The organism is Enterobacter cloacae complex sp. AR_0002, from assembly GCF_001922365.1.
GTDB classification, from domain to species: Bacteria; Pseudomonadota; Gammaproteobacteria; order Enterobacterales; family Enterobacteriaceae; genus Enterobacter; species Enterobacter hormaechei_C.
Genome location: NZ_CP018814.1, coordinates 514,844 through 534,965, shown reverse-complemented (window position 1 = coordinate 534,965; position 20,122 = coordinate 514,844). Strand labels below are relative to the sequence as shown.

18 protein-coding genes and 1 riboswitch are annotated in these 20,122 nt (G+C 54.8%); of the genes, 10 read left to right on the top strand and 8 right to left on the bottom strand.

The genetic code is table 11. The features are described from left to right. Positions 1–53: 53 nt before the first annotated feature. Entirely contained in the window at positions 54–953 is a 900-nt protein-coding gene (gene yegS / locus AM329_RS02695) for a lipid kinase YegS (RefSeq protein ID WP_023314523.1), read from the top strand. Between the two features lie 398 nt (positions 954–1,351). Here yegS and fbaB read toward each other — a convergent pair whose 3' ends face one another. Continuing rightward, the gene (gene fbaB / locus AM329_RS02690; protein ID WP_000129585.1) at positions 1,352–2,404 is read right to left on the bottom strand and encodes a class I fructose-bisphosphate aldolase; all 1,053 of its coding nucleotides are present in this window, start codon (positions 2,402–2,404) and stop codon (positions 1,352–1,354) included. Positions 2,405–2,652: 248 nt separating this feature from the next. Here fbaB and AM329_RS02685 point away from each other — a divergent pair, with 248 nt between their 5' ends. From AM329_RS02685 to AM329_RS02675, 3 genes are read left to right on the top strand one after another with little or no spacing between them, the layout of a single operon-like run. Beyond that, on the top strand, positions 2,653–3,930 hold the full coding sequence (locus AM329_RS02685) for a nucleoside permease (RefSeq protein ID WP_003859236.1): 1,278 nt from the start codon (positions 2,653–2,655) through the stop codon (positions 3,928–3,930). Next, positions 3,927–4,931, top strand: a complete 1,005-nt coding sequence (locus AM329_RS02680; RefSeq protein WP_032609678.1) for an ADP-ribosylglycohydrolase family protein — start codon at positions 3,927–3,929, stop codon at positions 4,929–4,931. The genes AM329_RS02685 and AM329_RS02680 overlap by 4 nt, the downstream gene beginning before the upstream one ends. Continuing rightward, complete coding sequence (locus tag AM329_RS02675; RefSeq protein ID WP_003859240.1) at positions 4,928–5,881, top strand: PfkB family carbohydrate kinase; 954 nt, start codon at positions 4,928–4,930, stop codon at positions 5,879–5,881. Before AM329_RS02680 ends, AM329_RS02675 begins: the two co-directional genes overlap by 4 nt. On the opposite strand, the gene AM329_RS02670 is transcribed toward AM329_RS02675, so the two are convergent. Genes AM329_RS02670 through thiM form a run of 3 tightly spaced genes read right to left on the bottom strand, consistent with a single transcriptional unit; the run spans position 5,855 to position 8,211 of the window. Then, on the bottom strand, positions 5,855–6,601 hold the full coding sequence (locus tag AM329_RS02670) for a GntR family transcriptional regulator (RefSeq protein ID WP_003859242.1): 747 nt from the start codon (positions 6,599–6,601) through the stop codon (positions 5,855–5,857). The genes AM329_RS02675 and AM329_RS02670 overlap by 27 nt on opposite strands. Positions 6,602–6,643: 42 nt before the next feature. Further along, entirely contained in the window at positions 6,644–7,444 is an 801-nt protein-coding gene (gene thiD / locus AM329_RS02665; protein ID WP_003859244.1) for a bifunctional hydroxymethylpyrimidine kinase/phosphomethylpyrimidine kinase, read from the bottom strand. After that, positions 7,441–8,211, bottom strand: coding sequence for a hydroxyethylthiazole kinase (gene thiM / locus AM329_RS02660; RefSeq protein WP_032609682.1), 771 nt, complete (start codon positions 8,209–8,211; stop codon positions 7,441–7,443). The genes thiD and thiM overlap by 4 nt, the downstream gene beginning before the upstream one ends. 35 nt (positions 8,212–8,246) lie before the next feature. After that, a riboswitch (TPP riboswitch) is annotated at positions 8,247–8,343 on the bottom strand. Between the two features lie 615 nt (positions 8,344–8,958). Here thiM and AM329_RS26265 point away from each other — a divergent pair. The 4 genes from AM329_RS26265 (at position 8,959) to AM329_RS02640 (ending at position 13,815) form a co-directional block, all read left to right on the top strand. Further along, entirely contained in the window at positions 8,959–10,014 is a 1,056-nt protein-coding gene (locus AM329_RS26265) for a YadA C-terminal domain-containing protein (RefSeq protein WP_071886174.1), read from the top strand. Between the two features lie 184 nt (positions 10,015–10,198). After that, a complete protein-coding gene (locus tag AM329_RS02650) occupies positions 10,199–10,642 on the top strand; it encodes a hypothetical protein (RefSeq protein WP_032609683.1) in 444 nt (147 codons plus the stop codon). 311 nt (positions 10,643–10,953) lie between these two features. Further along, complete coding sequence (locus AM329_RS02645; protein ID WP_003859250.1) at positions 10,954–12,330, top strand: diaminobutyrate--2-oxoglutarate transaminase; 1,377 nt, start codon at positions 10,954–10,956, stop codon at positions 12,328–12,330. A gap of 18 nt (positions 12,331–12,348) precedes the next feature. Continuing rightward, on the top strand, positions 12,349–13,815 hold the full coding sequence (locus AM329_RS02640) for an aspartate aminotransferase family protein (RefSeq protein ID WP_032609684.1): 1,467 nt from the start codon (positions 12,349–12,351) through the stop codon (positions 13,813–13,815). A gap of 44 nt (positions 13,816–13,859) precedes the next feature. Here AM329_RS02640 and AM329_RS02635 read toward each other — a convergent pair whose 3' ends face one another. Genes AM329_RS02635 through AM329_RS02625 form a run of 3 tightly spaced genes read right to left on the bottom strand, consistent with a single transcriptional unit; the run spans position 13,860 to position 17,646 of the window. Next, a complete protein-coding gene (locus tag AM329_RS02635) occupies positions 13,860–16,058 on the bottom strand; it encodes a polysaccharide biosynthesis tyrosine autokinase (RefSeq protein ID WP_032609685.1) in 2,199 nt (732 codons plus the stop codon). Then, on the bottom strand, positions 16,058–16,507 hold the full coding sequence (locus AM329_RS02630) for a protein-tyrosine-phosphatase (protein WP_032609686.1): 450 nt from the start codon (positions 16,505–16,507) through the stop codon (positions 16,058–16,060). Before AM329_RS02630 ends, AM329_RS02635 begins: the two co-directional genes overlap by 1 nt. Then, positions 16,507–17,646 (bottom strand): polysaccharide export protein, encoded by a 1,140-nt coding sequence (locus AM329_RS02625; RefSeq protein ID WP_032609687.1) that lies wholly within the window; start codon positions 17,644–17,646, stop codon positions 16,507–16,509. Before AM329_RS02625 ends, AM329_RS02630 begins: the two co-directional genes overlap by 1 nt. A 480-nt stretch (positions 17,647–18,126) precedes the next feature. On the opposite strand from AM329_RS02625, the gene AM329_RS02620 reads away from it, so the two are divergent. Next, positions 18,127–18,459 (top strand): RcnB family protein, encoded by a 333-nt coding sequence (locus AM329_RS02620; RefSeq protein WP_003859260.1) that lies wholly within the window; start codon positions 18,127–18,129, stop codon positions 18,457–18,459. Beyond that, positions 18,410–18,889 (top strand): GNAT family N-acetyltransferase, encoded by a 480-nt coding sequence (locus AM329_RS02615; RefSeq protein WP_032609688.1) that lies wholly within the window; start codon positions 18,410–18,412, stop codon positions 18,887–18,889. The genes AM329_RS02620 and AM329_RS02615 overlap by 50 nt, the downstream gene beginning before the upstream one ends. 89 nt (positions 18,890–18,978) lie before the next feature. On the opposite strand, the gene apbC is transcribed toward AM329_RS02615, so the two are convergent. Then, complete coding sequence (gene apbC / locus AM329_RS02610; protein ID WP_003859263.1) at positions 18,979–20,088, bottom strand: iron-sulfur cluster carrier protein ApbC; 1,110 nt, start codon at positions 20,086–20,088, stop codon at positions 18,979–18,981. Between the last annotated feature and the right edge of the window lie 34 nt (positions 20,089–20,122).

Here is a 20,122-nt window from a genome sequence, read left to right as displayed (position 1 = left end):
TTTTCCCTCTCTGGGATACACTCTTTCTATAGCTAAAAAAGGGAGCAACCCGGATGGCAACCTATCCAGACAGTTTATTAATTCTTAACGGCAAGAGTGCAGGCAACGATCTGCTGCGCCAGGCGATTACCGAATTGCGTGAAGATGGCGCGCGCATTCACGTGCGGGTGACCTTTGAAAAAGGCGATGCGGCGCGCTATATCGATGAAGGTATCAGGTTAGGCGCTGAGACCATCATTTCCGGCGGCGGCGACGGAACGATCAACGAGATCGCCGGTGCGCTCATTGACCTCAACGCCGCAGCTCGCCCGGCGATGGGGATTTTACCGCTCGGTACCGCCAACGATTTTGCCACCAGCGCCGGTATACCTGAGGATTTAGGCAAAGCACTGCAACTGGCTATCCTCGGGAAAGCGACCGCCGTCGATATTGCGCAGGTGAATGAAAGAACCTGCTTTATCAATATGGCAACGGGCGGTTTCGGCACGCGGATCACCAGCGAAACACCGGAAAAACTGAAAGCCGCGCTGGGCGGCGTCTCGTATCTCATTCACGGCCTAATGCGCATGGACACCCTCAAGCCCGACAGCTGTGAAATTCACGGTGAGAACTTCCACTGGCAGGGCGACGCGCTGGTGATTGGTATCGGCAACGGGCGGCAGGCGGGGGGCGGTCAACAGCTTTGCCCGGAAGCATTGATCAACGACGGTCAATTACAGCTGCGTATTTTTACCGGCGACGGGCTGCTGCCTGCGCTGTTTACGACGCTGACGCAGCCAGAGGAGAGCCCCAATATCATCGACGGGAAATCCGCGTGGTTTGAAGTGATCGCCCCACACGGCATGACCTTTAACCTCGACGGAGAGCCGCTCAGCGGCGAGCGATTCCGCATTGAGGTGTTGCCCGGGGCGTTGCAGTGCCGATTGCCGCCGGACTGCGTGCTGTTGCGCTGATTTTTTACAGCGTGCGCGATAATGCCCTCTCCCCACAGGGCTGAGGGTTCCCCAGTAATTTGAAAGCAAAAGCTATAACATTGCCTCAGAATCACTGAGGGCTTTCAGCGATGCCTCGGTCCGGCTGTAAATCGCTGAGGCGTTTCCTGTAGGCCGGGGCGAGGCGCAGGGATGCGCCGAGAGGGCGGGCTGTACAGGGATGTTACTTCCGCCCGTCCCCCGATAAGCCGGAAGGAATAAGCCGAAGGGACCGCGAAGCGGCGATTTACCGCCGGGAGCCCGGGTCGCCAGGGTGGTGGCGACTGAGCCCCCCTCTCCCTCAAGGGAGAGGGGGCCGTTTGTGCAGGCATTATTTTGTGAGGAACCCTCAGCCCACGGGGGAGAGGGATACGGTGGCGTCAGGCAATCGTGACTTTACTGTCCAGATAGACATCCTGAACCGCATTAATCAGCTTCACGCCGTCGGCCATGGATTTTTTAAACGCCTTACGGCCCAGGATCAGCCCCATACCGCCCGCACGTTTGTTAATGACCGCCGTGCGCACCGCGTCGGTCAGGTCGGTTTCACCGCCTGCCGCACCGCCGGAGTTAATCAGCCCGGCGCGGCCCATGTAGCAGTTCGCCAGCTGGTAGCGCACCAGATCGATCGGGTTGTCGCTGGTCAGCTTGCTGTACACGCGGTCGTCGGTATAGCCAAAGTTCACCGCTTTATAGCCGCCGTTATTCTCGGCCATTTTCTGCTTCACGATGTCCGCGCCGATGGTTGCCGCCAGGTGGTTTGCCTGACCGGTCAGATCCGCTGATACGTGGTAATCCACGCCGTCTTTCTTGAATGACGCGTTACGCAGATAGGCCCACAGCACGGTTACCATGCCCAGCTCGTGGGCACGCTCGAACGCCGCGGAGATTTCTTCAATCTGACGTCGCGACTGTTCAGAGCCGAAATAGATGGTTGCCCCGACCGCCACCGCGCCCATATTGAACGCCTGCTCGACGCTGGCGTACAGCGTCTGGTCATATTCGGTTGGGTAGCTCAGGGTTTCGTTGTGGTTCAGCTTGACGAGGAACGGAATGCGGTGAGCATAGCGGCGAGAAACGGAGGCCAGCACGCCATACGTCGATGCCACACAGTTACACCCTGCTTCAATCGCCAGCTCGACAATGTTTTTCGGGTCAAAGTAGAGCGGGTTAGCAGCAAACGACGCTCCCGCCGAGTGCTCTACGCCCTGGTCAACGGGCAGAATGGAGAGATAGCCGGTCCCGCCCAGACGGCCGGTATTGTAAAGCGTCTGCATGTTTCGCAGTACGGCAGGCGGACGGTTGTTGTCGACCATGACCCGGTCTACGTAATCATGGCCAGGCAGATAAAGCTGGTCGGCTGGAATGGTCATACAACGATGCTGTAAAAGGCTGTCGGCGTCTTTGCCAAGCAGCTGCGCAATATCAGTCATAGTGATGCTCCCGTAAGTCCGACATGATGTCGGAGCGTGTGATCCAAGCCCACGTTTTTGCAGGCAGACTAAGCCTGGTACCGACTTAACCTATTTTCCACCATTTGCAACTTTTTTAAGCACAATCTGCTGGCTCGTTTCGTGTACAACATTTTTGTTACACTGATCAAACAATCGCCTTAAAGGTATTTAAAAGGTATTATCACATGGTATGTTACATGCGTACCTCTGACATGCAGGATTAAAAAATGAAAACGAAAGTCCAACTGTCATTCATGATGTTCGTTGAATGGTTTATCTGGGGCGCATGGTTTGTGCCGCTGTGGCTGTGGTTGAGTAAGAGCGGGTTCACCGCCGGGGAAATTGGCTGGTCGTATGCCTGTACCGCGATTGCCGCGATCCTCTCTCCTATCCTGGTCGGCTCGCTGACGGACCGTTTCTTCGCCGCTCAGAAAGTGCTGGCCGTGCTGATGTTCGCTGGCGCGATTCTGATGTATTTCGCAGCGCAGCAAACCCAGTTCAGCACCTTCTTCCCGCTGCTGCTGGCCTACTCCCTGACCTATATGCCGACCATCGCGCTGACCAACAGCATCGCCTTCGCGAACGTCGATGACGTAGAGGCTGATTTCCCGCGCATCCGCGTGATGGGCACCATCGGCTGGATTGCCTCCGGCCTGGCGTGCGGCTTCCTGCCGCAGATGATGGGCTATAGCGACATCTCTGACACCAATATCCCGCTGCTTATGACCGCTGCCAGCTCCCTTCTGCTTGGCGTCTTCGCGCTGTTCCTGCCGAATACCCCGCCGAAGAGTACCGGCAAGCTGGATTTCAAAGTGATGCTGGGGCTGGATGCACTGATCCTGTTGCGCGATAAAAACTTCCTGGTGTTCTTCTTCTGCTCGTTCCTGTTCGCCATGCCGCTGGCCTTCTACTACATCTTTGCCAACGGCTATCTCACCGAAGTGGGGATGAAAAACGCCACCGGCTGGATGACCCTCGGCCAGTTCTCTGAAATCTTCTTCATGCTCGCTCTGCCGTTCTTTACCAAACGCTTTGGTATTAAGAAGGTCTTGCTGCTGGGTCTGATCACCGCCGCCATTCGCTACGGTTTCTTTGTTTACGGCGGCGCCGAGCAATACTTCACCTACGCCCTGCTGTTCCTCGGCATTCTGCTGCACGGCGTAAGCTATGACTTCTATTACGTCACCGCGTACATCTACGTGGATAAAAAAGCGCCCGTGCATATGCGCAACGCGGCGCAGGGCTTGATCACGCTGTGCTGTCAGGGCTTTGGTAGCCTGCTAGGTTACCGTCTCGGCGGCGTGATGATGGAAAAAATGTTCGCATATAAAGAGCCGGTGAATGGGCTGACCTTCAACTGGGCCGGAATGTGGACGTTTGGTGCAATCATGATTGTGGTGATTGCCGTGCTGTTTATGCTGTTTTTCCGCGAATCGGATAAAGAGATCACCGCAATTGAGGTGGTTGATGGCGATACCGCGCTGACACGAGGGGAAGTTAAATGAAACAAGACCGTATTCTCGGTGCTCTTTACGGGCAGGCGTTAGGGGATGCGATGGGGATGCCGTCGGAGCTGTGGCCGCGCAAGCGGGTGAAAGCGCACTTCGGCTGGATCGACCGTTTCTTACCCGGCCCGGCTGAGAATAATGCCGCCTGTTACTTTAAGCAGGCCGAATTTACGGATGATACGTCAATGGCGCTGTGCCTGGCCGACGCGATTATCGAATGCGACGGGGAAATTAACCCTGACGTTATCGGTAAGCATATTCTGGACTGGGCGCTGGATTTTGACGCGTTCAATAAGAATGTGCTCGGCCCGACCTCCAAAATTGCCCTGAACGCCATCCGTGACGGCAAGCCGGTGAGCCAGCTGGAGAACAACGGCGTCACCAACGGTGCGGCGATGCGCGCCTCCCCGCTGGGATGCCTGCTGCCGGCCACGCGTCTGGCGCACTTTGTGGAACAGGTTGCGTTAGCCTCCAGCCCGACCCATAAATCGGATCTCGCCATCGCCGGTGCGGTGGTGATCGCCTGGGCGGTTTCACGCGCTATCGACGGCGAGCGCTGGCATCACATCGCCGATGCCCTGCCGGGTATTGCCCGTGCGGCGCAGGAGGCGAACACGACCACCTTCAGCGCATCGCTTTCCGCTCGTATTGAGCTGGCCCTGAAAACCGTGCGCGAAGCCAACGGTACCGAGTCCGCCAGCGAGCAGATCTATCAGCTTATTGGCGCGGGCACGAGCACCCTTGAGTCCGTTCCGGCGGCGATTGCGATGGTCGAACTCGCGGGCACCGATCCGAACCGCTGCGCGGTGTTATGCGCCAACCTAGGTGGTGATACTGACACTATCGGCGCGATGGCAACAGCCATCTGCGGCGCGCTGCACGGTGTACAGGCCATTGATCCGGCACTCAAAAACGAACTTGATGCCGTAAACCGGCTCGATTTCGGCCACTACTGTGAAAAACTGCTGCACTTCCGGGAGCACAGGGAGGGCGTATGAGTGCTTTTGCCCGCCGTCTCGAAACCCTTCACGCCACGCGTCCCGTAACGGTGCTCGGCGCGGCGGTCATCGACGTGATTGCTGACGCCTACGCTCTGCCCTGGCGCGGGTGTGATATCGAACTGAAGCAACAGGGAGTGAATATTGGCGGCTGCGCGCTGAATATCGCCATCGCCCTGAAGCGGCTCGGCATTGCTGCGCAAAACGCGCTTCCTGTCGGCCACGGCGTGTGGGCCGATATTATCCGTAACGCCATGGCGAAGCAGGATCTGCACAGCGCCGTGGAAGCGGAAACGGGCGATAACGGCTGGTGCCTGGCGCTGGTGGAGCCTGACGGTGAACGGACCTTTATGTCGTTCAGCGGCGTGGAGAATCAGTGGCAGCAGCGCTGGCTGGACGGGTTAAGCGTGCCGGCAGGGAGCCTGATCTCTTTGTCCGGCTACCAGCTGGCGTCCCCCAGCGGTGAGCTGCTGACGGCCTGGCTGGAAAGTCTTCAGGATGCGACGCTCTTTATCGATTTCGGTCCGCGCATCGCGGATATTCCCGACCCGCTGATGGCAAGGATTATGGCCTGCAAACCGATGGTCTCGCTTAATCGTCAGGAGGCGGAACTTGCCGCAGAATGGCTTGGCGTAAGCGTGGAAGAGCTCGGCACACGGTGGCAGCAGAGGTTTGGCGCTGCGCTGATCGTACGCCATGATAAAGACGGGGCGGTCTGGTATGACGGTGACGCTTCCGGACACGTTCCGGCGTTTCCTGCTACCGTGGTCGATACCATCGGCGCGGGTGACAGCCATGCGGGAGGTACCCTTGCCGGTCTGGCCGCGGGATGGTCACTGCCAGAGGCGGTGCAGCTTGGCAATGCCGTAGCCGCCTGGGTAGTCAGCCATCGCGGTGGCGACTGCGCCCCCACGCGCGAGGCCCTACTCCTCGCACACAAAGACGTATAGGTCGCTGCGGCAGTAGCTGATGCTGTACTCAATTGGCCGGTGCTGTTGATCGAGCGCGACTTGCTTGATCACCAGCACCGGTATCTTATCGTCCATCTTGATATGCGCCTGAAACTCGCTGTCCGGCATCCGGGCGCTGACGCGGGACCGGGTGCGCTGCGGAAAGATATTCTGGCTGCGGAAGTAATCATAAAGCGAGACGCCAATGTCGTCCGGGTTGGGAATTAATCCTACTGGTACCCAGGACTCCTCTATCGATACTGCATCGTCATCCACATAGCGGATGCGCTTAAGCAGAAATACATCACTGTCTGGCGCAAGGGAAAGGTGGCGGGCGATCTCCTCCGGACATTTCACGACGCGTTTATTAACCCACAGCGTGTTGGGCGTTTTGCCCCGCAGCACCACCTGCTGAGAAAACCCGCGCGCCTCTTTTAGCGAATATTCAAAGATATTGTTGATTTGCGTACCGTATCCACGCGCGCGGGTGACGACGCCAGCCTCTTCCAGCGCCTGCATCGCTTTACGCACCGTAATGCGCGACACACCGGCAAGCTGGCTCAGATCGCGCTCGCCAGGCAAAATATTACCGTGCGCGAGCACGCCGCTGCGTACCGCGTTTTTAACCGTTTCGGCAAATTTCAGATACAGCGGCGTGTTGTCCGGTGCGGCAATTCGTTCCTTGAGTTGAGCAATTAACCGGGTATGCGCTTGTTCCATCTCTGTTTTTCTCTGGCATAAGGTTTTATGCCAGTATACGGCTTACCACCATGCATGAAAATGGTGAACCGGCCCAATACCGTGACCCACTTCCAGAGAATCGGCTTTTGCCAGCGCGTCCGAGAGCCAGATCTTCGCCTCCTGTACCGTATCCGCCCAGTTCGCGTTTCGGGGACGCAGCGCCGCCAGCGCCGCCGAGAGCGTACAGCCCGTGCCGTGGGTGTTTTTGGTCTGTACGCGCGGGGCGGTGAAACGTTGCGCGCCATCGTGGGTGAAGAGCCAGTCCGGGCTTTCTGCATCATCGAGATGACCGCCTTTCATCAGTACCGCGCGACACCCCATCGCCAGCAGCGCATTGCCCTGCTCTTTCATTTCACGTTCGTTTTGCGCGTGTGGCGCATCCAGCAGCGCGGCGGCCTCAGGCAGGTTTGGCGTGATCAGCGCCACCTGCGGCAGCAGCTTTTTACGCAGGGTGTCGACGGCCGAGGCGGAGAGCAGCGGATCGCCGCTTTTGGCCAGCATCACGGTATCGAGCACCACGTTTTTTATCTGATAACGTTTGAGACGTTCCGCGACCGCTTCAACAATGTCCGCCTCTGCGAGCATGCCAATTTTGGTGGTGTCGATACGTACATCGCTGAATACCGAATCCAGCTGTGCGGCGACAAAATCCGGCTCAATGCGATACACCGACTGTACACCGCGCGTGTTTTGCGCCACCAGCGCGGTGATAACCGAACATCCGTAAGCGCCGAGCGCAGAGAAGGTTTTCAGGTCTGCCTGGATCCCCGCTCCGCCGCTGGGATCGGTTCCCGCAATAGTCAGGGCATTTATGCGTGTCATACCTGTTCCTCCAGCGCGTAAAGCGCGTCCAGAAACGCGGAGGAAAAGCTGCCGGGCCCCCGGCTTTGAGTCAGGGCAACTGACCCTGCGCGCTTCATAAAGCCGCAGGCAGCCGTCGCGTTATCAAGCCTGTCGCCAGGCAGCGAGCAGCAGGCGGCGACGACCGCCGAGAGCGCACAGCCAGTTCCTACCACGCGGGTCATCAGCAGGTCGCCGCCCGCGACCGTACGGGTTCGCTGACCATCAGTGATGTGATCCACTTCTCCTGTGACGACCACAACGGCATGGGTCTGACGGGCGAGCGTCTGCGCAGCGGTCAACGCGCTCGCTGCCGTATCGGTGGAATCAACCCCCCGCCCGCCCGCACTCATTCCGGCAAGGGCGAGGATTTCGGAGGCGTTTCCACGAATGGCCGCAGGTTTAAGGGATAATATTTGCTGGCAAAAACGGGTGCGGAACGCCAGCGCGCCAACCGCAACCGGATCCAGAACCCAGGGTGTGCCCGCGGCTACAGCGCTCTCAATAGCCCGACGCATCGACTGGGCGCGCGGTGCGGTGAGTGTACCCACGTTGATGAGCAGAGCATCGGCAAGCGCGGCAAACTGTTCCGCTTCCTCGGCTTCGATCACCATTGCCGGGGAAGCGCCCAGCGCGAGCAGCACGTTGGCGGTGAAGGTCTGCACGACATCGTTGGTCATACAGTGCGTGAGCGGGGAACGGGTTCGGAATTGATGTAAAACGTGTGAGTCGAGCAGGTCAGGCTGCATGGTTTCGCTCCTGCCGTGCGTGAAGAAGCGATGACCGGGTAGGCATCTGACTTCCCTACGCTGGCATTATCCAGATCAGGTAATACGGGTATTTCTCAGCCTTCACAAAGAAGGGCACCCCGAGTCAAATTACTTATAAAACAGTTACTTACAAAATGGCGTTTCGTAGTCATGTAGTGTAACCGGGGGGTAACCCGGGTGCAAGGAGTTTTGGGCTGTCCGTTAACCCCCTGTAACGAACAATAAACGACAAGATATTAACTACGCTCGATATGTATACATTATTGTTCAGTTAATTATCCCGCCATATTTGTTAAGAACTCATTAAATATAATATTCACTTTCTGTGCTGAGAAATTTTATTTTTATCCATAATGACTCACCGGGAGTGATTTTATAAGACAGCCCACCTGCTTTCGTATGAAATAAACTCAGGCATCAATGTAAACATTTATTTTGCAGAAATTTATTTCTGTCAATTACTTAATCTGACCCTCTCATTTCCCTCGTCATTTTCACTTTAATGTTTACATTAATAACAACCGCAAAATGACTTTTACGCCCTCGGAACCATTCATAGTATTTATGACTTAGATCAACATCATTGGTCTGCGTTTAATTGATAGTTCACTCGCGTTACTAAATAAGATTTAGACAACCTTCAACCGTTTTTTAAATCCAAAAAATAAAGCTGTTCAGCTTCAGTATTTTCGATAATTAATGATGTGAGCTTTTTAAATGAAATCTATGAATAAAAATTTTACTGCTATTTTTGTAATGGGCATTGTCTTAGCGGGTACAATGAGCCAGGCTGAAGCCGCGAATACGGTTTGGGACGATCAGCAAATCACTAATATTGTAAATGACCATCAGGATCAAATTACACAAAACAACGCTGATAGTATTAACCGTGATAGCGCAACGGATAACCGCTTAACGCAGGTTAACGACGACCTTCAGTCCACAAAACTGGGCGTGTTAGTCGTGGATAAAATGGCTAACGACGCACATCAGAAAGCGTTGCTTGCTGGCGCACTTGCCGATACCGCCAGTCTGAAAAGTGAGACGGCCTTACAGGGTGTGGCGACTAACGGCACAGCCATTATCAACCTTCAACACGTCGATAATATTCAGGATAGCCGCCTTACTGCTCTCGAAAATGCACCTAAACCCATCAACGGTGCAGATGGAGCGAAAGGTGATAAAGGGGATACCGGTGCGACTGGCGCAAAGGGCGATAAAGGGGATACCGGTGTAACTGGCGCGAAGGGTGAAAAAGGCGATGCTGGCGCGACAGGTATGAAAGGTGATAAGGGTGATACTGGCGCACAAGGCATTGCGGGAAGAAACGGTCGCGACGGTGCAGACGGTCATAACGGTAAAGATGGTGTGACAACCACCGTGACACAACGACAGCTGGATACGGCTACCCAGGCGAAGGTCGCTAAAAATAGCCTGGCTGTTACTGCCGCCACGCAGGATCTGCAAGCCACCAGGCAGTCATTACAGGCAATGAATACTAACACCAGCCAGCAATTTAAATCTCTGCGTGATGAAGTGGACAATAATAAGAAGCAGGCCAATGCCGGTATTTCAGGGGCGATGGCGATGGCGGGTTTGCCACAAGTGCAAACCAATCAGCGCGTCATGTTCTCTGCTGGTGGTGCGACTTACAACGGTGAGAGCGCGCTTGCTGTCGGTGCGTCCGTTAACTTTAATTCCCATGTCATCGCGAAAGTGAGCTTCTCAGATGACACTGCGAATAATATGGGCGCTTCGGTTGGGATTGGTATGGGCTTTTAAAGCGTAAAACAATCGTCGGGACAAGTATAAAGCCTCATTTTGCGGATGAGCATTTCGTTGATACAAAAAGATGTCTAAATATATTTTTATTTCGGTAGCCCTGTACCTAATGCTGATTTCGTTCGGGATCTGGATCGGCGTGATGTATGTCTCCTGGTATTTGTGTCGTTTTTAAGGCAATAAAATGAAAAAATTAATGATGTTAGTCATAAGTGGTACCGTGCTTGCAGGTTGTGTCTCGCCTGCGCACGCCATAAACGCCCATTATCGCGCTCAATTAGAACGTTCGGGATGCACGCAAATTAGCGCTGGCAATGGCTCTTGCGATGTCAGCAAAACCAAAGCGGAAAACACGGCACAACACGAACCAACGGCATCCGTTCACGATCCCCTGCGTGAAGCCTCGTTCTCGTCGGATACGGTTAACGCCACGCTTTCTAACGGCTTTTTTAGCGCTACCGTGAACGGCAAAAAAGCCAGCGTTAAACGTCTGAATGCGAATTTCTATGAGATCCATGGTAACGGTTTTGTGATATCGATAAGCCTGGATGAAAACGGTATTACGGACGCGTCATGGAATAAAACGAAGGGACGCGAACACGGCGTTTTACGCGTTAGTCAGAAATAAACAGCCTAAGGAGGCTCTCTGCCTCCTTTTCGCCTGCCAATCGCACGATTTGTCACACTCTTTTGTCTGATTTTACAATGCTGACAAATCATACGTAAGCTGCTGTTTTTATTTAGCATAAAGTGCAATCTTCCCCATACAAACGGCGTTCTTCCCTGCCCTGTGCCCTGTGTCACAAAACAGTAAACAAATTAACCATTGAGCCCGGTGACAAAAGGCTCTATATTGGCGGCGTTTTTTTCAGGCCCCATCTGTTTTTTAACTTTTTATTCAATCGTGGCTCATAACGAAGCGGCGGTTGTAGGAGTGATATGATGACGGATAAAGTCCGTATTGACACCGTAGATGCCCACAAAAGCAACGAAACCTATCTGGCCCGTCAGGCCGAATTTGAATCTAACGTCAGGAGTTATCCGCGCAAACTGCCTTTAGCGATCACAAAAGCAGAAGGCGTGTGGATCACCGATGCAGATAATAAAGAATACCTTGACTGTTTAGCAGGCGCAGGCACCCTCGCGCTTGGACACAATCATCCTGATGTGCTGAAAAGCATCCAAAATGTCATTACCAGCGGCTTGCCGTTACATACCCTGGATCTGACCACGCCGCTGAAAGACGCGTTTTCAGAATACCTTCTCTCTCTGTTGCCTGGTCAGGGCAAAGAGTACTGCCTGCAATTCACTGGCCCGTCCGGGGCTGACGCCGTTGAAGCGGCGCTGAAGCTGGCGAAAAAAGTGACCGGTCGTAGCGGTATCATCAGTTTCTCTGGTGGTTACCACGGTATGACCCACGGCGCACTGTCCGTCACCGGCAACCTGTCTCCTAAAGAAGCGGTTGACGGTATGATGCCAGAAGTCCAGTTCATGCCTTACCCACACGAGTACCGTTGCCCACTGGGTATCGGTGGTGAAGCGGGCGTGAAGGCGCTGACCTACTACTTCGAAAATCTGATTAACGACGTTGAAAGCGGCGTGCGTAAACCTGCCGCGGTGATCCTCGAAGCCGTTCAGGGTGAAGGTGGCGTGAACCCGGCACCTGTTGAGTGGTTGCAGCGCATCCGTAAAGTCACTCAGGAACACGGTATCCTGCTGATCCTCGACGAAGTCCAGGCTGGCTTTGCCCGTACCGGTAAATTCTTTGCCTTCGAACACGCAGGTATCGAGCCAGACATCATCGTGATGTCTAAAGCAGTCGGTGGCGGTCTGCCGCTGGCCGTGCTCGGTATCAAAAAGCAGTTCGATGCATGGGCGCCAGGCCACCATACCGGTACCTTCCGCGGCAACCAGCTGGCGATGGCAACCGGTCTGACGACGCTGAAGATCCTGAAAGACCAGAATATCGCGAGCAAAGTGGCCGCACAGGGCGAATGGCTGAAAGGCCAGCTGAAAGAGATGGCGAAACGCTATCCGGTTATCGGTCACGTTCGCGGTCTGGGCATGATGATCGGTATTGAGATCGTTAAGCCGCACGAAGCCGCTGACCACATGGGTTGCTTCCCGGGCGACGGCGAGCTGTCTGCACTGATTCAGAAGAAGTGCTTCGAAGCAGGCTTGATTCTGGAGCGTGGCGGCCGTAACGGTATCGTTCTGCGTCTGCTGCCTTCTCTGCTGATCAGCGATGACGAGCTGAAAGTCTTCCTGGATAAATTCGAGCAGGCACTGCTTGCTGCGGGCGTTAGCCCGGCGTAACCGGAGTTATTGATTACGATGTCTGATTCAAACCCAATTTTGTTCTCCTCTGCGCAGAGCATTGAAGCTTACCAGCAGGCGATTGAACAAAGCACTCAGGCTGTGATGCAGTGGCTGAAACAGCCTGAGATGTACCAGGGCAAAACGGTCGCGGAGCTGCGCGACCGTATTAAGCTGGATTTCAACCCGAAAGGGCTGGGCAACGAAGCGGCGATTGAACGCGCCGTGGAGTTCTTCCTGAAAGACAGCTTGTCCGTTCATCACCCGCAGTGCGTGGCGCATCTACACTGCCCAAGCCTGGTGGTTAGCCAGGCGGCGGAAGTACTGATTAACGCCACCAACCAGAGTATGGACTCCTGGGATCAAAGCCCGTCCGCAACCATCATCGAGATCAAACTGATCGAGTGGCTGCGTACCCGCGTGGGTTATCAGGCTGGCGACGCAGGCGTCTTCACCAGCGGCGGCACCCAGAGTAACCTCATGGGGCTGATGCTGGCGCGTGACGCGTTCTTTGCGCGTCAGGGCCACTCGGTTCAGCAGGACGGTCTGACAGGCGATCTGCGTAAGATCCGCGTGCTGTGCTCGGAAAACGCACACTTCTCCGTGCAGAAAAACATGGCGCTGATGGGTCTGGGCTACCAGTCCGTGGTGCAGGTGAAAACGGACGAATTTTCCCGCATGGATCTCACCGATCTGGCGGCGAAAATCGAACAGTGCAACGCGAACGGCGAGCAGATCCTGGCGATTGTGGCCACGGCCGGTACGACCGATGCGGGTGCTATCGATCCGCTGCGTGCTATTGCTGAGCTGGCTGCGAAACACAATATCTGGGTGCACGTTGATGCGGCCTGGGGCGGCGCGCTGCTGATGTCTGAGCAGTATCGTCACTACCTGGACGGTATCGAGCTGGTGGATTCCGTCACCCTGGACTTCCACAAGCAGTTCTTCCAGACCATCAGCTGCGGTGCGTTCCTGCTGAAGGAAGCGCGTCACTATGAGCTGATGCGCTATCAGGCGGCCTATCTGAACTCTGAGTTCGATGAAGAAGCGGGTGTACCTAACCTGGTCTCCAAATCTCTGCAAACCACGCGCCGTTTCGACGCGCTGAAACTGTGGATGAGCCTGGAAGCGCTGGGTCAGGAGCAATACGCGGCAATCATCGATCACGGCGTGACGCTGGCACAGCAGGTTGCGGCTTACGTGAAAGAGCAGTCTGCTCTGGAACTGGTGATGCAACCCCAGCTGGCAAGCGTGCTGTTCCGCTTCCGTCCGCAGGCGCAAATGGATGACGCCGGTATTGCCCTGCTGAACCAGAAAATTGGCGATGCGCTGCTGGAGTCTGGCCGTGCAAACGTCGGTGTGACCGAGCATAACGGTATCACCTGCCTGAAGCTGACCCTGCTGAACCCAACCGTGACGCTGGAGGACGTAAAAATCCTGCTGTCTCTGGTTGAGCGTACCGCGCAGGAAGTGATGGCGAAGTAATGCTTATCCCTCTCCCACCCGGGAGAGGGATTGTTTTTCCCGCGCTAACGCCTGTCTCCTTTTTTCCTCGAAGCATAACCGTAGTCACACTGGCTGTACCCCGAGCTGTAAAACAGCGCTGCGGATTTAACAATATCGTTGAGGATTGTGCCGCTGACCTTCACACCAACATGCTGGAGACGTTTAACGGTATTCTCCATCTCTTTCACGCTGGTTTTATCGAAACGGGCAACCATTAGCGTTGTTCCGGCTGCTCTGGCGACCAGCGAGGCATCGGTGACGGCCAGGACTGGCGGTGTATCGATGATGACAATGTCATATTGCTCGTTAACCCAGGACATGATGTCAAGGAAGCGTTCGCTTAACAGCAATTCTAACGGGCGCAGGGGTTCCGGGCCGCAGGTGATGACGTCAATTCCCGCTTTTTCAGCATGCTGAATGACCTCCGTAAAGTCGCATTTCCCTTCGAGCAGGCAGGACAATCCGTAGCGGTTCTCCAGGCCAAAAATATTATGAACATAGCCCTGGCGCATATCCGCATCAATAAACAGCACCCGCTGACCGCTCTGCCCGGCGACGGCCGCAAGATTCGTCGCCACCAGCGTTTTTCCGCAGTCCTGAGTGGGGCCAGAAATCATCACAATGCGGTTCTCAGCCTCCATCATGGCGAAATACAGACTGGTTCGCAGCCCGCGTACCGCTTCAACAAACATATCAGCAGGGCGATCGACGGGCAGGAAAGGCACATCCGAGGTTTTGTGTTTCCAGCGACGAGAGAACGGATTTTTTCTGCGCAAATGCGTTTTACTCCACAGCCACTGGGAACGTGGCAACGTAGCCAGAACCGGCAGCCCCTGCGCTTCCAGCTGCTCGGAAAGCGTGATCCCACGTTTGAACGCCTGGCGTACCAGCACGGTCCCCATTGCGAGCATTAGGCCGAACAGCGCGCCAAGAATGATGATTAACGCTTTTCGCGGCTTTATCGGATCCGGGTGCGTAACCGCCTCATCAATGATCCTCACGTTCCCGACAGCGCTGGAGCGGGAAATATTCAGCTCCTGCTGACGCGTCAATAGCTGTAAATAAATGGTGCGGCCCGACTCAACATCGCGGCTCAGGCGTAAAATCTCCTGCTGCGTGGAGGGCATAGCTGACACACGGCTATTCAGGCGATCCCGTTCCCGCTCAAGGGTCTGTCTCTTTTCATGCAATGCACGATAGGTAGGGTGACTCTTTTTAAAGAGCTGGGAGATCTCTGCCTCCCGGAACGTCAGCTCATTTAGCTGGTTCTCAACGTTCACTACCTGATCCAGTACGGATTTTGCCTCTAAAGACAGATCCACCGAGTCACGCTGCGCCCGATAAGCATTCAGCCGTGCTTCAGCCTGATCCAGATCCGCTCTGATTTTCGGCAACTGCTCCTGTAAAAAATCCAGACTACGAGAATCCTGAGCCTCCTGGCGCGCGATATTTTGCTGAAGATAATTGTCAGCAATCGCATTCAGCACCCGGGCGATGTTGTCAGGATCTTCACCCGTCAGGGTTAAGGTCACGATACCACTCTGTTTCTCCGACTCCGCAACCGTGAGGCTCTTCTTCAGGGCGTTGATCGTCTCCAGCCGCGTCAACGATTTAAGCGAAAATTGCGTGCCTGGCGTCGCCTCAATCGACGTCACCAGCAGAACGATCCCTTGCGTGACCAGCGTTTTCCCAACCCGACCGTCTGCCTCAATGTTTTCGCCCGTCAGGTGATATTTTCCCGCTTCCTGTACGGTCAGCGTGAGCCCTTGCGCCTTGCCTTCCACCTGCGGGATCTGGAGTTCGCCTAACGTGATCTTACCCTGCCCGCGCCCTTGCAGACGCTGCCAGAGACGCCCCACCACAGGCAAAACGCGCTGCTTTGCCTGCTGCGTCAGACCTAATTTGTCGACGGTCTCGCCGAGGATCATGCGTGATTTCAGCAGTAAAATTTCAGGGGCAACATCCGGCGAAACATCGGTGCCCAGCTGACTCAACCCTTTAAGCAGACTGTTATCCTGTTTGCTTTCTATTTGCACCATGGCATCCGCCTGATAAACAGGGGGCGTAACCCAGGCATAGAGACCGGCGCATAGGGTGAACAGGAATGTTACGCACAGAATCATCGTGCGGTGGTCGATCATCTCGACGAGCAAACGAACGAGATCGACTTCATGTTGTTGGGGTGCCGCTGCACCATAATTGTCTGTTGTGTAAGACGACATTAATGCTTCATTCCTTTCTGACCTAAACGACGTGCCCATTCCTGGCTGGCTTTACCCAATAGCCCGAACACATATTCAAACGCTTCCCGGCTTTTACGGTAGGGATCGGAGATATCCTGCGGCTCCAGCCATTGCCCAAAAAGCAGCGACTTTCCCCTGCTCTCCGGCGCCATGGCCGCAATGAAGCGAAGATGTTCCGGCTCCATCACCAGGATAAGATCGGATCCCTGCATCAGATTGCGTGTCAGCCGGCGCGCCACATGACCGTCGAGGGAGATCCCATGCCGCCAGGCGACGTCCTGGGCGCTGTCATCCGCCGGGCACCCCTCAAGCCCGTATATCCCCGCCGAGGCGATATGTCTGTCGGGCAGGTGCTGGCGTAAAAGCCGCTCCCCAATCGGAGAACGGCAGATATTTCCGGTGCAAACCACGAGTATTGATTTGAACATTATTGCGGCCACGATCTGATGTAACGAACCGTTTCGGTAAGGTCATGCACCCCGCTGATGGTCGGAACAAGCTGTGATATCACGCGATTCCAGCGGGACAGTGGTGCAGTGGTGACATAGACAATGTCATAAGGCTCAAGCTGAAACTCGGTGCCTAACACCATGGCTGATGCGTCCTGAGCATTGAGCTGGTAGATGTTGGCAATTTTCTCTGAACGCTCGCTTTTCGGCAGCGAACGAATGACAAAAATTCCGGTGGCATCGGCCATATTCTGGTTCAGCCCACCCGCATTGCCCAGCGCTTCGGCCAGGGTCATGCCGCTGCGATCCATTTTCAGCGTGCTCTGTTTAACGACCTCGCCCATGACGAACACTTTCAGCGCATCGTTACGGGGGACAAACAGAATATCGCCGGGATAGAGCAGCTTATTTTGGGTGAGATCGCCATGCTGCATCAGCGCATATAGCGAGAGGCGCATATCCTTCCCATTATGCGTCAGCACGACATTGCGCCAGTCCGCGTCGGCAGAGAGCCCCCCTGCGGCGTTCACGGCATCCATTACCGTTAACGGAATATTGGTGATAGCCTGCTGCCCCGACTTCACCACCTCGCCCGTCACATAGGCTTTTTGCGAGCGGAAAGAGGCGACGCTGACGTCCACCTGCGGACTTTCAATGACATTGTTCAGCCGGGCCGTGATCTCCTCGCGTACCCGTGCGACCGTTTTGCCTGCCACCTGCAATTTACCGACATAAGGATAGAAAAGCGTACCGTCGGCATTAACCCAGTTACCGGTGTCACTGGCGCTGCGATACTGCCCTGCCGGGGTTGTCAGTTCAGGGTGATCCCAGACGGTGACGGTCAAAATATCCCCAACGCCGATACGGTATTCCCAGTTTTTGACCTGTTCATCCAGCTTAGGATTTGCCTGAGATTTCAGGGCCGATGGTCGCAATTTTTCAATTAACGAAGGCGTAAGAGGATAAACATCAATCCGCTTCTCCAGACGATCGTTTGCATTTTCTGTGGTCATCACCTGTTTTCCAGCAAGATCCAGATGCTGACCCGGTGAAAATACGCAGCCAGATAATGGCGTAATAATTAAAAACAATATCGAAAAGACTGTTGTGTTTTTCATTGAGTAAAAATATCTTTTTAGAGTATTGATTATCGAATACGTACCGAAATGATTCTTTCCATTCTAAAACAACCCCTTACCGCTAAATTAATTAACAGTGATGGCAGTAATATTTAAAAAACCACAGCATTCCTGCGGCCTGGCTTTTACAGCCATGCATCGTCTGACTTACGGATTAGGAAAGAGGGTTTCGGGCAATCTTAAATGTTCTATTCGTTTAATGCATGCCTGGATCTTTGTAAATTTGCTTTGAAAAAGTTTTTTCAGAATTAATTAATAAACCCATAATTATGTTATCTGCGTAAGCCAATATTTATTCATCGAAGAAATAATTAATGACGGTTGCGACTACACAAAACCGTGCGCTTTTGTTACATTTTTTGCAAACTCACCCTGTGAGGATACTTAAAATGAACTGTCTGCCATCCGTTTGCGGATCTGCACACAAAAAGTATCAGTAACGATATGACTGGAGAAAAAATGGCTAAGCGTAAATTGTTGCTTCTGGGTGTATTAGTGTCACTGGCGGGGGCCGCGCACGCTGCACCGCAAGCGTCGACAGCGCCTTCCGGCATCAAGGCCTACGAAGAACAAGAGTTTATTGCCGATTTTACGAAGTTCAAAATTGGCGACACCGCGCCCGCGCAGTATCAGACGCCCGAGTACACCATCAAACAGTACCAGCTACGTAACCTTCCTGCGCCCGATGCCGGCACACACTGGACCTACATGGGCGAGAATTATGTTCTGATTGGCGATGCCGATGGCAAAATCTACAAAGCCTATAACGGAGATATTTTCTATCACCGCTGATACGATCCTAATCCGTCCGTGGCAGGAGAGCGATCGCCCTTTCCTGCGCACGCTGTTCCTCCACGCCCGGCGTGAAGCCTGGCCGTGGCTGGACAGTTCTGCGTGGCAGCTTGAAGATTTTGACGCGGCAACCCTGGACGAAGAGATTTGGGTGGCGGAGCAGGATGGGCACCGACTTGGCTTTGCCTCAGTCTGGACGAACGATAATTTTCTGCACAACCTGTTTGTCGATCCGCAGTATCAGCGTCTGGGAGTGGGTCATTTGTTACTGGAACAGGTACAGAAGACGTTTACCAGTACAGGCGCGCTGAAGTGTCTGGTGAAGAATGAACGGGCTATTGCGTTTTACCATCGCCACGGCTGGCACATTGAAGCGACGGGAGATTCTCCGGACGGGGAGTATTATTTGATGCACTATCGGCTTGGGTAAAGTCAGGTGGCGCTATGCTTACCTGACCTACAAAATCGAGGTAGGCCGGGTAAGGCAAAGCCGTCACCCGGCACTAACGCGCAGAGGCGTTACACCGCGCGGAAGGCGATTTCACCCGGGATCACTTCCCCCTGCCAGTAGAGCTGCGCCGCAACGCGCCCTGCAAGCTGGCGATACATCTGGGCAAATTCGCTGTCCGGGCGGCTGACCACCGTTGGTTTCCCGCTGTCCAGGTCTTCACGCAAGGAAATATGCAGCGGCATCTGCCCCAGCAGCTGGGTGTGATACTGCGCAGCCAGCTTCTCCGCACCGCCGGTACCAAAGATGGGCTCATGGTGCCCGCAGTTGCTGCAAATATGCATGCTCATGTTCTCGACGATACCCAGTACCGGCACCTCTACCTTCTCGAACATGACGATGCCTTTTTTGGCGTCGATCAGCGCGATATCCTGCGGCGTGGTGACTACGACGGCGCCGGTAACCGGAATGTTCTGCGCCAGCGTCAGCTGGATATCACCGGTGCCCGGCGGCATGTCCAGCACCAGATAATCGAGGTCAGGCCACATTGTCTCCTGCAACATTTGCAGCAGCGCTTTGCTGGCCATCGGGCCACGCCAGACCATCGCGTTATCGTCAGTAACCAGATATCCAATGGAGTTGGTCGCCAGACCGTGCGCCACGATTGGCGCCATGTGGGTGCCGTCCGGCGAAGTTGGACGCTGGTTTTCCGCCCCCAGCATGTTTGGAATGGACGGGCCATAGATATCCGCATCCAGAATGCCGACCTTCGCCCCTTCTGCCGCCAGTGCAAGCGCCAGATTCACGGCGGTAGATGATTTACCCACCCCGCCCTTGCCAGAGCTGACGGCGATGATGTTCTTCACGCCGTTAACGCCCGGCTGATTTTTCACGCGCTTGAGCGTGGCGATGCTGTGGCTTAGCTTCCAGTCAATTGCTTTTGCGCCGGTAATGCGCAGCAGCTCAGAGCTGGTTTGCTCTTTCAGGGCATCAAAGGCGCTGGTCCAGACGAACGGCATCTGTAGCTCGATGTGCAGCGTATCGTCCAGCCATGCGACGTGATGAAGCGCTTTCAGCGTCGTGAGATTGTGCTTCAGGGTTGGATGCTGAAAATTAGCCAGCGTCCCGGCGACCATTGCTCGTAAGGCTTCCGGTGATTTGGCCTGGGATTGAGAACTCATCCCGACTCCTTTGTTCTTGTGAATAAGACCTTAG

Bases quoted from the DNA above. Each gene is read 5' to 3' on its own strand.
- yegS (WP_023314523.1), top strand. From the start codon at position 54: ATGGCAACCTATCCAGACAGTTTATTAATTCTTAACGGCAAGAGTGCA.
- AM329_RS02635 (WP_032609685.1), bottom strand. From the start codon at position 16,058: ATGTCGTCTTACACAACAGACAATTATGGTGCAGCGGCACCCCAACAA.
- thiM (WP_032609682.1), bottom strand. From the start codon at position 8,211: ATGCAGCCTGACCTGCTCGACTCACACGTTTTACATCAATTCCGAACC.
- AM329_RS02625 (WP_032609687.1), bottom strand. From the start codon at position 17,646: ATGAAAAACACAACAGTCTTTTCGATATTGTTTTTAATTATTACGCCA.
- AM329_RS02640 (WP_032609684.1), top strand. From the start codon at position 12,349: ATGTCTGATTCAAACCCAATTTTGTTCTCCTCTGCGCAGAGCATTGAA.
- AM329_RS02630 (WP_032609686.1), bottom strand. From the start codon at position 16,507: ATGTTCAAATCAATACTCGTGGTTTGCACCGGAAATATCTGCCGTTCT.
- AM329_RS02685 (WP_003859236.1), top strand. From the start codon at position 2,653: ATGAAAACGAAAGTCCAACTGTCATTCATGATGTTCGTTGAATGGTTT.
- AM329_RS02675 (WP_003859240.1), top strand. From the start codon at position 4,928: ATGAGTGCTTTTGCCCGCCGTCTCGAAACCCTTCACGCCACGCGTCCC.
- AM329_RS02670 (WP_003859242.1), bottom strand. From the start codon at position 6,601: ATGGAACAAGCGCATACCCGGTTAATTGCTCAACTCAAGGAACGAATT.
- AM329_RS02620 (WP_003859260.1), top strand. From the start codon at position 18,127: ATGGCTAAGCGTAAATTGTTGCTTCTGGGTGTATTAGTGTCACTGGCG.
- thiD (WP_003859244.1), bottom strand. From the start codon at position 7,444: ATGACACGCATAAATGCCCTGACTATTGCGGGAACCGATCCCAGCGGC.
- AM329_RS02650 (WP_032609683.1), top strand. From the start codon at position 10,199: ATGAAAAAATTAATGATGTTAGTCATAAGTGGTACCGTGCTTGCAGGT.
- AM329_RS26265 (WP_071886174.1), top strand. From the start codon at position 8,959: ATGAATAAAAATTTTACTGCTATTTTTGTAATGGGCATTGTCTTAGCG.
- fbaB (WP_000129585.1), bottom strand. From the start codon at position 2,404: ATGACTGATATTGCGCAGCTGCTTGGCAAAGACGCCGACAGCCTTTTA.
- AM329_RS02645 (WP_003859250.1), top strand. From the start codon at position 10,954: ATGATGACGGATAAAGTCCGTATTGACACCGTAGATGCCCACAAAAGC.
- apbC (WP_003859263.1), bottom strand. From the start codon at position 20,088: ATGAGTTCTCAATCCCAGGCCAAATCACCGGAAGCCTTACGAGCAATG.
- AM329_RS02680 (WP_032609678.1), top strand. From the start codon at position 3,927: ATGAAACAAGACCGTATTCTCGGTGCTCTTTACGGGCAGGCGTTAGGG.
- AM329_RS02615 (WP_032609688.1), top strand. From the start codon at position 18,410: ATGGCAAAATCTACAAAGCCTATAACGGAGATATTTTCTATCACCGCT.